The sequence below is a fragment of the Paucibacter sp. M5-1 genome (assembly GCF_027498415.2).
GTDB lineage: Bacteria > Pseudomonadota > Gammaproteobacteria > Burkholderiales > Burkholderiaceae_C > Roseateles_E.
On the sequence record NZ_JAPZLM020000001.1, the window covers coordinates 5946950 to 5959438 of the forward strand.

Below are 12489 nucleotides of genomic sequence, written 5' to 3' on the forward strand. Positions count from 1 at the left end.
GATCTCAGGGTTCTTGTTATTCGCTGATGGGGCGGCTGACGAAGCCATCGACACCGACGGCCGGCGTGCCGGAGACGGTGACGCGGCGCACCACGCGGTGCTGCTGTCCGTAGTCGTTGATCGCATAGTGCTGGGTCGCGCGGTTGTCCCAGATCGCCACATCGCCGGGCGCCCAGCGCCAGCGCACCGTGTTTTCCAGCCGCAGCACATGGGACTGCAAGCTGTCGAACAAGCGGCGCGAGTCGCTGCTGGACAAGCCCTGGAACTGCTTGACGAAATGGCCCAGCAGCAGCGCGCGCTCGCCGGTCTCGGGGTGCACATGGACCACCGGATGCTCGGCCTGCAGGGTTTTGGCGGTGAAGACCTCGCGGTAGCGCTTGCGTGCGACATCGTCCTCGGCGATCACGCGGGCGGCCGCATAGTCATAGTCATTGCCGTGCAGCGCGCGCAGGCTCTCGGCCAGGCGCTTCAGCGGCTCGGGCAGGCTCTCGTAGGCCGCCACGGTATTGGCCCAGACGGTGTCGCCGCCATAGGGCGGCAGCACGACGGCGCGCAGCACCGAGACCTGCGGGAAGGCGGCCTGGAAGGTGACGTCGGTATGCCAGGAGTCGGCGCGCCCGCCATGCAGCGAGTCAAGCTCCAGCAGCCGCGTGCCCGAGGGTGCCGGCACGGTCGGATGGGCCTCGAGCGGACCGAACAGCCGGCCGAAGGCCTGGTGCTGCTCGTCGTCCAGATGCTGCTGGCCGCGGATGAACAGCACCTTGTGGCGCAGCAGGGCCGCTTTCAGCGCGGCAAAGCTCTCGGGCGCCAGCGCGCCGGACAGGCGCAGGCCGCGCACTTCGGCGCCGATGCGGCCGGCCAGCGGCTGCAGATCGAGTTCAAGCGCGGGGGAGAGGGTGGTGTCGCTCATGGTGGTCGGGCTCCGTGGTGGGTCAGATGGCAAAGCGCAGATCGCGCGGCAGTAGCGGCGGTGGCGCTTCGGCCGCGATGCCGTCACCCAGCTGGGCCAGCAAGGCCTGCTTGAGCGCGGCGAATGCGGGGCTATGGCGCTCGCGCGGATGCGGCAGGCCCGGGCGCAGCTGGTGCTTGATGCGGCCCGGGCGCGGCTCCATCACGATGACCCGGTCGGCCAGGAACAGCGCCTCCTCGACATCGTGGGTCACCAGCAGCATCGTGATGCCCTCGGCCTGCCAGATGCGGCGCAGCTCGCCCTGCAGATGGGCGCGGGTCAGCGCATCGAGCGCGCCCAGCGGCTCGTCGAGCAGGAGGATCTCGGGCCGTGGCGCCAGCGCGCGCGCGATCGCGACGCGCTGGGCCATGCCGCCCGAGAGCTGGTGCGGATAGGCCTGCTCGAAGCCGACCAGCCCGACCAGCTCGATATGCTCGCGCACCGCGAAGCGCTGCTGGCCCGGCGTCAGCCCGCTGTTGAGCAGGCTGGCGGCAATGTTCTGCTGCACCGTCAGCCAGGGAAACAGGCGGTGCTCCTGGAACACGATGCCGCGCTGCAGGCTGGGGCCGGTGATGGGCTGGCCGTCCAGCAGCAGCTGACCCTCGAACTCGGGCTCCAGGCCCAGGATCAGGCGCAGCAGGGTCGACTTGCCGCAGCCGCTGGCGCCGACGATGGCGACGAACTCGCCCGGCGCGATGTCCAGATTGATGTCCTGCAGCACCGGCAGTCGCCTGCCCTTGGCGTCTATCGTGAACTGCTTGTTGAGCTGGCGGATCTCCAGCGTGCCGGCTGCGGCCATGGTGATCGTCCTCGTGGATTCAGTAGTTGGCGACCGAGCGGCCGCGCCAGGCCAGGGCTCGTGCTTCGAGCCAGCCGGCAGCGCTGTTCAATGCATAGCCGACCAGGCCGACCACGACCACGCCGACCAGCACCAGGTCCATCTCGAAATGCTCGCGCCCGGCCACCAGCAGGCCGCCCATGCCCGGTCCCGAGGCCAGCAGGTATTCGGCGCCCAGCGTGGCCAGCCACGCATAGATCAGGCCCAGATGGATGCCGGCGAAGATGCTCGGTGCGGCGGCCGGCAGCACGACGCGGCGCAGCAGCTGCCAGCGGCTGTAGCGCAGCACCCGGGCCAGTTCGACCAGCTCGCTGGGCACGCTGCGTATGCCCTCGACCGTGTTCAGCAGCACCGGGAAGAAGGCGGCGATGGCCAGGAAGGCGATCTTGGCCGTCTCGCCCAGGCCGAACCAGACCGACAGCAGCGGGATCCAGGCAAACAGCGAGATCTGCTTGAGCGTGTGCAGGCTGGGGCCGATCAGGCGCTCGGCCCAGCGCGACAGGCCCAGCAGCGCACCCGCGCCGAGCCCGATCGCCGCGCCGATCGCGAAGCCGATCAGATTGCGGCCCAGGCTGGCGCTCAAGGCGGTCCAGAGCTGGCCCGAGGCGATCAGCTCGGCGCCGCGCTCGGCCACCTCGGCCGGCGAGACCAGCAGCCTGGAGTCCGACCAGCCCGAGGCGCGCGCCCACCACCACAGGGCCAGCACGGCCAGCGGCAGCAGCCAGCCGCGCAAGGGCTTAGGGATCGGATGCGCCATCAGAAGGCCTCCTTGCGCCAGCCCAGCAGGCGGCGCTCGATGCCGGCCAGCAGGCGGTCCAGCGCCCAGCCGAACAGGCCGACCACGACCACCGCCGCCAGCACCAGTTCCAGCTGGAAGAGCTGGCGGCCATAGACGATCAGAAAGCCCAGCCCTTCGCTGGAGGCCAGCAGCTCGACCACCACCAGGGCCAGCCAGGCATGGGTCAGGCCGTAGCGCAGGCCGGTCCAGATCGGCGCCAGCGCGGCCGGGAAGACCACGCGGCGCAGCAGCTGCCAGCGGTTGTAGCCCAGCACCTTGGCCACCTCGATATGGCGGCTGGGCACGTTCTCCAGACCCTTCAGCGTGTTCAGCGCCACCGGCACCAGGGCGGCCTTGGCGATCAGCAGGTATTTGAGCGACTCATCCATGCCCACCAGCAGCATCAGGAGCGGCAGCCAGCCCAGCACCGGTACCTGGGCCAGGGCCTTGAAGCTGGGATACAGATAGTCCTTCAGCAGTGGCGACAAGCCCATCGCCACACCCAGCGCAAGACCTGCCCCCAGGCCGAGGGCGAAGCCGCCCAGCACCCGCTGTAGGCTGATCCAGGTGTGGCCCCAGATCTCGCCGCTGGCGATCAGCTCCCGCAGCGCGGCCGCCACATCGCCGGGCGGCGGCAGCACCTGGGGCGCGACCCATTCGAAGCGGGCCGCGAGGAACCACAGGCCCAGCAGGCTCAGCGGCAGCAGCCAGGCCCACAGCAGGCCCTGCAGCCCGCGCCGCAGCGCCGGCCACCAGCGCGGCCGCAGCCAGCGCGGGCTGGCGTCAGCGACGCGGGCGGGCGACAGGCGCAGAGAGGGATCGAAGGACGGCATCGGCCGATTGTTCGATCAGCGCCGAGACCGGCCAACGAAGCTGTACGCATAAGCTTGTGCTCGAAACAAGCCTGGGCCGTATCAGGCCGGGTCCGCGTCGTTCGCGTCGATCAGCTCGGCCGCCAGCGCGCGGCGGTGGCCGGCGCCGTCGTCAGGGCAGGGCCTGGCCGCGCGCCGCGACATAGAGCGCATACCAGTCCTCCCGGCTGAGCCGGATGCGCGCGGCATCGCCGCAGGCGCGGATGCGGGCCGGGTCGGCCGTGCCGATGACCGGCTGGATGCCGGCCGGGTGACGCATCAGCCAGGCCAGCACAATGCTCTCCGGCGCGGTGGCATGCTGCTCGGCGAGCTTGCGCACCAGCGCGGCGCTGCGGGTCACGGCCGGCGCCGCATCGGCGCCCGCGCGGCCGCTGTAGAGGCCCTGGGCCAGCGCGCCCCAGGCCTGCACCGGGATGCGCTCGCGCTGGCAGTATTCGAGCGTGCCGGCCCAGGCCAGGCTGCCCGGGCGCTGCAGGGCCTGGGCGTCGTTGAAGCAGGTGCCGGCCTCGATGGCGTCGAGCCGGGCCAGGCTCAGCTCCAGCTGGTTGGCCGCCAGCGGCGCGTCCAGCGCGCTGGCCAGCCATTGCATCTGGGCGGCGTTCATGTTCGAGACGCCGAGCTGGCCGACCTTGCCGGCCGCACGCAGCCGTGCAAAGGCCTCGGCCACCTCGGCCGGCTCCAGCAGGGGGTCGGGGCGGTGCAGCAGCAAGAGCTCGATGCGTTCGCTGCCCAGGCGTTGCAGGCTGGCCTCGACGCTGCGTTCGATGTGCGCGGCCGACAGGTCGTAGCGGCCCGGCCCCTGTTCGTCGGCGAAGCGGATGCCGCATTTGCTCTGCAGCCGCAGGCGCTGGCGCAAGGCCGGCTGGCGCTTGAACAGCGCGCCGAAGCAGGCCTCGGCCTTGCCATGGGTGTAGATGTCGGCATGGTCGAAGCGCGTGATGCCGATATCGAGGGCCGCCTCGACGGCGGCCTGCGCGCGGTCGATGTCGGCCTCGCTCAGCGGCTGGCTGTTCCAGCCGCCGCCCAGGCCCATGCAGCCATAGATCAGGGGGCTGGCGTCGGGGAGCGGGTGTTGCAGGGCGGTGGTGGTCATCGGGCGTTTGCGCGGCAGTGGGCTGGGCCGGCATCGTAGCGTGCCGGGGCGCAGCCTCCTAGGCGTGTGCCGGGCCGAGCTCGGCGCAGACCTGGGGCTGCGGATGATGCAGCCGGTGCTGCCAGCCGCGCTCGCCGGCGGCGAAAACCGCAGCATTGCCGACGGTGCCGATGACGAGATGAGGCTATAAAGCCGAACGCAAACCACCCACCATCGATCATGAGTGTTCTGCTGGACATCACGCTGCCGCGCAGCCTGGAGCTGCTGCTGGAGCAGGCGGCGCGCGAGCGCCCCGAGCGCCTTGAGGCCTGGGTCTTCGAGGACGAGGTGGTGCGGCGCGGGGCCGAGCGGGCGCTGGCCGAGCTGGGCATCGCGGCCCGCATCCGCAGCGCCTACAAGCCACTGCTGCACACCTGGCTGGAGGGCGAGCTGGCGCTGCCGGCCGGCTGGCGGCGACTGCTGATCACGGTGGCGCCGGCCGTGCTGCAGCGGCTCAAGGTCGAGGCCTATCCGCTGGCGGCCTTGCTGGGCGAGGGCGAGCTGGGCTTTGAGACCGATGCCGCGCTGGCCCCGACCGAGGCCCGCGTCAGTGTCGATGGCCGGCCTCCGCTCGCTGTTTTCGTGCCGATGGACCAGCGGCTCGCACCGCAGGCCTGGCGGCGCAGCTGGCGCGCTAGCCAGCTGATCGAGGATGCGGCCCTGGCGAGCTGCGACTACCGCGCCGCCTACGAGGCGGCGATGGCGGCGGTCGCCGGCCATCACTGGGGCGAAACCGAACCGTATTTCGATCAGCTGCGCATCGAGGTCGAGATCGGCGGCATCGAGCGTGCGCTGGCCTATGGCGAGGAGCTCATCAGCACGCGCGAGGCCTTGCACGAGGATTTCTACTTCGCCGTGCTGGAGTGGTTCCAGCGCCGTGCCGGCCGCCCGCATGGCGACCGCACGCTGCGGCCCGGCCAGATCATCCCGGACATCCGCGCCGCCACAGGTCGCACGCGGGTCAGGGTGGTGCTGGGCGCGCCGGCAGCACAGACGCAGCCGTCGGACCCGCTGTTGGTGGATGACCTCGCCACGCAGGACTCGCCGCTATCGCCCGAGGCGGTGGCCGCCTGGCTGGCGCCGCTGCAGGGCGAGCGCTTTGGCTGCCTGTCGCACCAGGGCCGGCCGGTCACGGGCCTGCACCGGCGTGGTACGAAGCCCGGCATCGTGATCAGCGCCGGCCAGCATGCCAATGAGAGCTCGGGCGTGGTCGGCGCGCTGCGCGCGACCCTGGTCCTGCAGCAGCAGGACCAGGCCCATTACGCGCTGGTGGCACTGGAGAACCCCGACGGCGCGGCCCTGCACCAGGCCCTGATCCGCAGCAACCCGCGCCATATGCACCACGCGGCGCGCTACACCGCGCAGGGCGATGATCTGGAGGCGCGCGGCGGCGCTGCCAACCCGGAACTGGGCGAGAAGGCCGCGCGCCAGCAGGCGATCGCGCGCACCGGGGCCGGCCTGCATTTCAGCCTGCATGGCTATCCGGCCCATGAGTGGACCCGGCCTTTTGCCGGCTATCTGCCGCCGGGCTTCGAGGACTGGGCGCTGCCGCGCGGCTTCTTCCTGATCCTGCGTCGGCACCCGGGGCGGGATGGCCGGGCCTTCCTGGAGGCGCTGAGCGCGGGGCTGGCGCAAGACCCGGCCCTGGCCGCACTGAACGCGCGCCAGCAGCGGCTGTGGCGCGCGCACTGGGTCGATGCGGACACGGCGCCGCTGCTGCTCAACGGCATTCCCTGCCTGATCCAGGACGACAGCCGCTCGACCGTGCCCTTCACGCTGATCACCGAGTTTCCCGACGAGACGGTCTATGGCGAGGCCTTTGTGCTGGCCCAGCGCACCCAGATGCGCACCGTGCTGCTGGGGGCCGAGCTGTACTGGCAGGGCTTGCTGGGCGAGGCGAGGGCGGAGCCGGCCGCATGAGGCTGGCGCCGTCGGGTCCGGGCCTGCTGGCCGGTGGCGTGCTGCTGGGCCTGGCCTGGCCTGGCCGGCTGCAGCCGCGCTGGCCCGGCCCTGGATGGGGGCGGCGGTGCTGGTCTTTGTGCTGGGCAGCCTGCTGCGGGTGGATCTGCGGCGGCTCGGCCAGGGGCTGCGGCAATGGCGGCTGAGCCTGCTGCCGCCGCTGTGGCTGATGCTGATGCTGCCCCTGACCGTGGGCCTGCTGGCCCGGGCCGTGGGGCTGGACCCGGCGCTGAGCCTGGCCTTGCTGCTGGCGGCCGCCGCGCCACCGTCCAGCGGCAATGCCGCGATCGCCCGCATGCTGGGGCTGGACGCCGATGCGGCCCTGCTGGTGACGCTGATCGCGACGGCGCTGGCCCCCGTCAGCGTGCCGCTGCTGCTGTGGCTGCTGGCGCCGCCGGAGCTGGCCCTGCCCGGCACCGCGCTGGCCCGCCAGATCGGCTTGCTGCTGGGTGCCGCCATCGCGCTGGCCCTGCTGTGGCGTGGCCTGGCCGGCGCGGCGCGGCGCGGCTGCAGCGCCAGACCCGGGCCATCGATGCCGGTGTGCTGCTGGCCCTGCTGGTGTTTGCGGTGGCGACCATGGACGGGGTGCGGGCCCAGCTGCTGGCCGAGCCGGCGCAGGCGGCGCGTCTGCTGGGCCTGGCCTTTGCCTGCAATTTGCTGATGCAAGGCCTGACGCTGCTGGCCCTGCCGGGGCCGCAGCCGCTGCGCCTGGCCCTGGGCCTGTGCGGTGGCAATCGCAATATCGGCCTGGTCTGGGCCGGCCTGGGCCTGGGCATCCACCCCGTCATCGCGCTGTACTTCGCCTGCAGCCAGCTGCCGATCTACACCTTGCCACGGCTGCTGCAAGCCTGGCTGCGGCGCCAGGCCTGAGCGCCAGCTGCCGGCGAGGCTGCGATCAATGGGGCCGGATGCGGTCCGCGACAACCATGGCCGCAAGCACCACATCCGCACTTCGTGCGCTGCTCAGCGCTTGCCTTGCCTGACCTGGTCGCCCAGCTGCGTCAGCCAGCGCGTGCCGTCGGGGCGTTTGGCGGCCAGGCCCAGATCCTCCAGGCGCTGCTGCAATTCCTCGGGGACGACGCGGCCGCCCGGTGCCTGGGGGATGTAGTAGAGCGCGGTGCGCTCCTCGGGGGTCAGCGTGATGGTCGGGGGGGTGTCGGTCGGGGTCATCGAATGGGCTCTGAATCAAGACGGCACATTACCACTGCCGCGCGGCCAGCCGCTCAAGCGAATCCCCCCAAAAGTGGGCCCACCCCAGCGGGATTGGGTTGGCGGCCGGGATGACCGATGCTGGCGGCATGCCAAACGAGAAACTGACACTGATCAGCCCGCCGCAAGCGGCCCGACCACTCGATGCCGGCCAGGTGCTGGCGCAGTTCAAGCGGGCCAGCGAGCAGCTGTTTCGCCGCCGCTTGCCTGCCGAAGCGCCGACTCTGCAGGGCCTGGAGGTCAGCGAATCGACCTGGGCGGAGTGGGAACGGCTGATCAACAGCGATCCGCGCTGAAGCGGCGCCGGGCCGCTTCAGCCGCCCGCCGCTTCCTTGCGGTGCACCCAGGCCAGCACCGCGCTGAGGCCGCCCGCCGCGATCAGCAGGCCGGCGGTGGCGGCCGACCAGAAGCCGCTGGCGCCCTGCAGCGAGGCCGGAGCCCAGCCGGCGCTGCCGAAGGCCAGCCAGTAGCCACCGCCCATGCCGACGCCCCAGATCGCCAGCGCATAGACCAGCATCGGCGCGGTGGCGATGTGATGGGCGCGCAGCACGAAGGCGGCGACGGTCTGCACCGCGTCGCCGACATGGAACAGCCAGACCCACAGCAGCAGCGGCAGGGCGGCCGCGATGATGGTGGCGTCGGGCGTGTACAGACCCAAGACCTGCTCGCGCGCGAAGAACACCACGGCGCCGACCAGGCAGGACAGGGCCAGTGCGATCTCCAGCCCGTGCCAGCCCAGCCGCCGGGCCTCGGCCAGGCGCTGTGCGCCAATGCTTTGCGCGACCAGGGTGCCGGCCGCATTGCCCAGCGCCATCGGCATCATGAACATCAGGGCCACCAGATTGGCGGCCAGCTGATGGCCGGCCACCGCCGTCGGACCCAGGCGCGCGATGAAGATGGCCATGAAGGTGAAGCCGGTGACCTCGATCAGGATGGCGCCGCCCATCGGCACGCCCAGCTTCAGCAGTCTCCTGATATCGGCCCAGCGCGGTGGCTGCAGCCGGCCGCTGTTCAGGCCGAAGGGGGCGTAGAAGCGATCGCGGCGCAGCACCAGCAGCGCGATCAGCAACTGGCTCCACATCACGAGGGCGGTGGCGACGGCGCAGCCCACCGCGCCGAGCTCAGGCACCCGCCAGGGCGTCAGCGGGATCGCGAAGCCATGCAGGAACAGCGCGCTCAGCGGCACCTTCAGCGCCAGTCCGCCGAGCTGCAGCGCCATCACCGCCTTGGGGCGGGAGACGGCGGTGTTGAAGCCGCGGTAGGCGGTGAAGATCAGCGCGGCCGGCAGGCTGAAGGCCAGGGTCTGCAGATAGGCGCGCACCTTGGCCTCGACCTCGGGCGTGGTGCGGGCGATCGCCAGCAGCGGGTCGGGAAACAGCAGCACGGCCTCGCCCAGAAGCAGCAGGGCCAGCGCGAGCCAGGCGCCCTGGTGCAGCTGATCGCCGGCCTCGCGCAGCTTGCCGGCGCCGAACAGCTGGCCGGCCACCGGCGCCACCGCCATCACGACCCCCATCAGACCGACGAAGACGCTCATATAGACGGCCGCGCCGACCGACAGCGCCGCCAGATCGATGGCCGAGTGGCGCGCCACCAGCACCGTGTCCACCGTGCTGAAGGCCAGCACCGCGATCTGGCCGACGAACACCGGCCAGGCCAGCGGCGCGATGCGGCGCAGGCTGTCCAGATGAGCCTGGCTCAAGACTTGACTCCGGACTGGCCCAAGTTCTGGGGATGATCGACGCCGCTGAACTCGCGGGCGCGCTCGGCATAGCGGTTGAAGCGCCAGGCCGTGGCCTCGATCGAGATGCGGCGCCAGGTGCTGCGTTTCTCGCCGGGCGTCATCACCGGCCAGTGCTGGACCTCGTCAAAGGTGCGGCCGCAGCCCTTGCACAGCTCGTCGCCCTGGCTGGTCGAGCAGATCGCGATGCAGGGCGCATCGGGCGTGCTGGCATACCAGGCCAGCCAGGCCTCCTTGGCCCGCGCGGGCATGCTGTCCTCGTCGCAGTCGTCCTCGCGGTAGTACACCATCAAGGCATAGATCTCGGCCAGCGCGCGCACCTCGGCGCAGGCGCTGATGCCGTCAGGCGAGGGCTGGCGCTGCCGCCACCAGTTGATCGCGGACTCGATGTCGGTGATGTGGATGCCGGCCATCTCAGTAATTGAGGCCGATGGCTGCTCGTACTTCGCGCAGGGTCTTGCGGGCCACCGCGCGGGCGCGCTCGGTGCCGACCTCGACGATCCAGTGCACCTGCTTGGGATTGGCCAGGTAGTCGGCCGCGCGCTCGCGCCAGGGCTGCTGCTCGCGCTGGATCGCCTCGATCAGCGGCTGCTTGCAGTCCAGGCAGCCGATGCCGGCGCTCATGCAGCCCTGCTGCAGCTCGGCGCGTGTCGCGGCGTCGGTATAGAGCTGGTGCAGCGGCCAGACCGGGCAGCGCGCCGGGTCGCCGGCATCGCTGCGGCGCACGCGCTGCGGGTCGGTCGGCATCGTGCGTATCTTCTCCTCGACCACGGCCGGCTCGTCGCGCATCGCGATCGCATTGCCATAGCTCTTGCTCATCTTCTGGCCGTCCAGGCCGCTCAGTCGGGCGGTCTCGGTCAGCAGCTCCTGCGGCTCGGGCAGGATGGCCCGGTCCGGGCTGTAGATGCGGTTGAAGCGGCGCGCGACCTCGCGGGTCACCTCGACATGGGCGCTCTGGTCTTCGCCAACCGGCACATGGGCCGCCTTGTAGATCAGGATGTCGGCCGCCTGCAGCAGCGGGTAGCCGAGCAGGCCGTAGGTGGCGCCCTCGGCATTCGGGCGGCTCACCTGATCCTTGTAGCTGGGGATGCGCTCCAGCCAGGACAGCGGCGTGCTCATCGCCAGCAGCGTGAACAGCTCGGCATGCTCGGGCATGCGGCTCTGGATGAAGAGGGTGGCCTGCTTGGGGTCGATGCCGGCGGCCAGCCAGTCGACCACCATGTCGTAGACATTGCGCTCGATGCTGTTGCGGTTCTGCCGGTCCTGGTACTGGGTGGTCAGCGCATGCCAGTCGGCGACGAAGAAGAAGCAGTCGTGGCTGGACTGCAGCCGCACCCAGTTCTTCAGCGCGCCGTGATAGTGGCCCAGATGCAGGGCGCCGGTCGGGCGCATGCCGGAGAGGACGCGAGGGCGTGGCTGGGATTCGATCTCGGGGTTCATGGCGGTCGGCTCGGGCGGGGAGGCGCATTGTTACACTGCCGGCCGATGAAGAATATCGTGATCCTGATCTCGGGGCGGGGCTCCAATATGGAGGCCATTGTGCGGGCCTGCGCGGCCGAGGGCTGGCCGGCGCGCATCGCGGCGGTGATCAGCAACAAGCCCGGCGCGGCCGGGCTGGAGTTCGCGGCCGCGCATGGCATCGCAACCGCCGTGGTCGATCACAAGGCTTTTGCGAGCCGCGAGGACTTTGACGCCGAGCTGCAGCGGGTGATCGATGGCTTTGCCCCCGATCTGCTGGTGCTGGCGGGCTTTATGCGCATCCTGACGCCGGCCTTCACCGCCCACTATGCGGATCGCATGCTGAATATCCACCCCTCGCTGCTGCCGGCCTTCACCGGGCTGCACACCCACCAGCGCGCGCTGGAGATGGGCTGCAAATTCGTCGGCGCGACGGTGCACTTCGTCACCGCCGAGCTCGACCATGGTGCCATCGTCGCGCAGGCGGTGGCGCCGGTGCTCGATGGCGACGACGCGGACGCGCTGGCCGCGCGGGTGCTGAAGCTGGAGCACCGCATGTACCCGAGCGCGGTGCGCTGGTTCGTGCAGGGGCAGCTGGCGGTCGAGGATGGCCGCGTGCGGCAGCTGGCCGGCGAGGCCCAGTCCTTCAGCTGATCAGGCCCGCCAGGATGTTGATCGTCAGTGCCAGCACGACGGTGTTGAATACAAAGGACAGCACCGCGTGCAGCAGCACCAGGCGGCGCATGGGCCGCGAGCTGACGGCCACGTCCGAGGTCTGCGAGGTGGCCGCCAGCGTGACCGCGAAATACATGAAGTCGACATAGTCGCGCTGCGGCTCGTCACCGGGGAACTCCAGGCCATGCGGACTTTTCTCGCCGCTGTGGTAGAGGCTGGCATAGGCGAGCGCGAACTCGAACGGCAGCAGCAACCAGGAACCGGCCACCGTCGTGATGGCCAGCAGCAGATAGGCCCAGCTCTGAGGAGCGCCCGGCCCATGCCGCACCTGGGACAGCTCCAGCGCAATCGCCCCCAGGCTGGCCGCGGCACCGGCCACGGCCAGCAGCAGCATCGCCGCCATGCCGTCGGCACGGGCGCGTGCCTGGCGCTGCAGATGCAGATGGTCGGAGCGCCACATCATCTGCAAGGCCAGGCCCAGATAGAGCCAGACACCGACATTCCAGCCGATCAGGCTGCGCGTCAGCGCCGGCAGGCTGGCGGGCAGGGTCAGGCCGACGACCAGACCCACGGCCAGGGCCGACAGCAGGCGCGGACGCAGGCGCAGCTGGCGCAGCAGCTTCATGGGTCGACGGCGCTGAAGCGGGCGACCTGCCGGCCGTCGACGTCCAGCATGCCGAAGAACATCGCATGGGGCCGCACCCACAGGCCACCGGCCCCGTAGAGCGGGCGGTAGACCACCAGCGGCTCCAGCGTCTCGCTATGGCGGGCCACACCGATGACCTCGTAGTCGGCGCCCTTGTAATGGCGGTAGCGGCCGGTCGGTGTCGGGGGCAGCTCGGGCAGATCGTCAGCGCTCATGGGCGGGCCGGGGATAATCG

16 protein-coding genes are annotated in these 12489 nt (G+C 70.9%); 5 read left to right on the top strand and 11 right to left on the bottom strand.

Annotation, left to right across the window (positions count from 1 at the left end):
• Positions 1 to 16: 16 nt before the first annotated feature.
• The 5 genes from O5M90_RS28145 to O5M90_RS28165 form a co-directional block, all read right to left on the bottom strand.
• The gene (locus O5M90_RS28145; protein WP_269840702.1) at positions 17 to 910 is read right to left on the bottom strand and encodes a TauD/TfdA dioxygenase family protein; all 894 of its coding nucleotides are present in this window, start codon (positions 908 to 910) and stop codon (positions 17 to 19) included.
• A gap of 22 nt (positions 911 to 932) precedes the next feature.
• Entirely contained in the window at positions 933 to 1748 is an 816-nt protein-coding gene (locus O5M90_RS28150) for an ABC transporter ATP-binding protein (protein ID WP_269840701.1), read from the bottom strand.
• Between the two features lie 19 nt (positions 1749 to 1767).
• A complete protein-coding gene (locus tag O5M90_RS28155; protein ID WP_269840700.1) occupies positions 1768 to 2544 on the bottom strand; it encodes an ABC transporter permease in 777 nt (258 codons plus the stop codon).
• Positions 2544 to 3398, bottom strand: coding sequence for an ABC transporter permease (locus O5M90_RS28160; RefSeq protein ID WP_269840699.1), 855 nt, complete (start codon positions 3396 to 3398; stop codon positions 2544 to 2546). The genes O5M90_RS28155 and O5M90_RS28160 overlap by 1 nt, the downstream gene beginning before the upstream one ends.
• Before the next feature lie 151 nt (positions 3399 to 3549).
• Positions 3550 to 4530, bottom strand: a complete 981-nt coding sequence (locus O5M90_RS28165) for an aldo/keto reductase (RefSeq protein WP_269840698.1) — start codon at positions 4528 to 4530, stop codon at positions 3550 to 3552.
• Positions 4531 to 4749: 219 nt separating this feature from the next.
• On the opposite strand from O5M90_RS28165, the gene O5M90_RS28170 reads away from it, so the two are divergent.
• The 3 genes from O5M90_RS28170 to O5M90_RS28180 all read left to right on the top strand — a co-directional run bounded on the left by O5M90_RS28170 (position 4750) and on the right by O5M90_RS28180 (position 7398).
• The gene (locus tag O5M90_RS28170) at positions 4750 to 6489 is read left to right on the top strand and encodes a hypothetical protein (protein WP_269840697.1); all 1740 of its coding nucleotides are present in this window, start codon (positions 4750 to 4752) and stop codon (positions 6487 to 6489) included.
• Between the two features lie 106 nt (positions 6490 to 6595).
• On the top strand, positions 6596 to 7189 hold the full coding sequence (locus tag O5M90_RS28175; protein ID WP_269840696.1) for a hypothetical protein: 594 nt from the start codon (positions 6596 to 6598) through the stop codon (positions 7187 to 7189).
• Entirely contained in the window at positions 7189 to 7398 is a 210-nt protein-coding gene (locus O5M90_RS28180; RefSeq protein WP_269840695.1) for a hypothetical protein, read from the top strand. The genes O5M90_RS28175 and O5M90_RS28180 overlap by 1 nt, the downstream gene beginning before the upstream one ends.
• Positions 7399 to 7491: 93 nt before the next feature.
• Here O5M90_RS28180 and O5M90_RS28185 read toward each other — a convergent pair whose 3' ends face one another.
• Entirely contained in the window at positions 7492 to 7698 is a 207-nt protein-coding gene (locus O5M90_RS28185) for a hypothetical protein (RefSeq protein ID WP_440402496.1), read from the bottom strand.
• Between the two features lie 128 nt (positions 7699 to 7826).
• On the opposite strand from O5M90_RS28185, the gene O5M90_RS28190 reads away from it, so the two are divergent.
• Positions 7827 to 8033, top strand: coding sequence for a hypothetical protein (locus O5M90_RS28190; RefSeq protein ID WP_262968113.1), 207 nt, complete (start codon positions 7827 to 7829; stop codon positions 8031 to 8033).
• Between the two features lie 17 nt (positions 8034 to 8050).
• Here O5M90_RS28190 and O5M90_RS28195 read toward each other — a convergent pair whose 3' ends face one another.
• Genes O5M90_RS28195 through trpS form a run of 3 tightly spaced genes read right to left on the bottom strand, consistent with a single transcriptional unit; the run spans position 8051 to position 10915 of the window.
• Positions 8051 to 9436 carry an MATE family efflux transporter gene (locus O5M90_RS28195; RefSeq protein ID WP_137945624.1) on the bottom strand — a complete coding sequence of 462 codons (1386 nt, stop codon included), beginning with the start codon at positions 9434 to 9436 and terminating at the stop codon, positions 8051 to 8053.
• Complete coding sequence (locus O5M90_RS28200; RefSeq protein WP_137945623.1) at positions 9433 to 9888, bottom strand: DUF3717 domain-containing protein; 456 nt, start codon at positions 9886 to 9888, stop codon at positions 9433 to 9435. Before O5M90_RS28200 ends, O5M90_RS28195 begins: the two co-directional genes overlap by 4 nt.
• 1 nt (position 9889) lies before the next feature.
• Positions 9890 to 10915, bottom strand: coding sequence for a tryptophan--tRNA ligase (gene trpS, locus O5M90_RS28205; RefSeq protein WP_269840694.1), 1026 nt, complete (start codon positions 10913 to 10915; stop codon positions 9890 to 9892).
• 45 nt (positions 10916 to 10960) lie between these two features.
• Between trpS and purN the strand changes: the two genes are divergently transcribed.
• Positions 10961 to 11587: a phosphoribosylglycinamide formyltransferase gene (gene purN / locus O5M90_RS28210; protein ID WP_137945621.1), complete on the top strand. Its 627-nt coding sequence runs from the start codon at positions 10961 to 10963 to the stop codon at positions 11585 to 11587.
• Here the strand turns inward: purN and O5M90_RS28215 are convergent.
• Positions 11580 to 12233 (bottom strand): DUF1345 domain-containing protein, encoded by a 654-nt coding sequence (locus O5M90_RS28215; RefSeq protein WP_137945620.1) that lies wholly within the window; start codon positions 12231 to 12233, stop codon positions 11580 to 11582. The genes purN and O5M90_RS28215 overlap by 8 nt on opposite strands.
• Positions 12230 to 12469 (bottom strand): DUF1653 domain-containing protein, encoded by a 240-nt coding sequence (locus tag O5M90_RS28220; RefSeq protein WP_137945619.1) that lies wholly within the window; start codon positions 12467 to 12469, stop codon positions 12230 to 12232. The genes O5M90_RS28215 and O5M90_RS28220 overlap by 4 nt, the downstream gene beginning before the upstream one ends.
• Between the last annotated feature and the right edge of the window lie 20 nt (positions 12470 to 12489).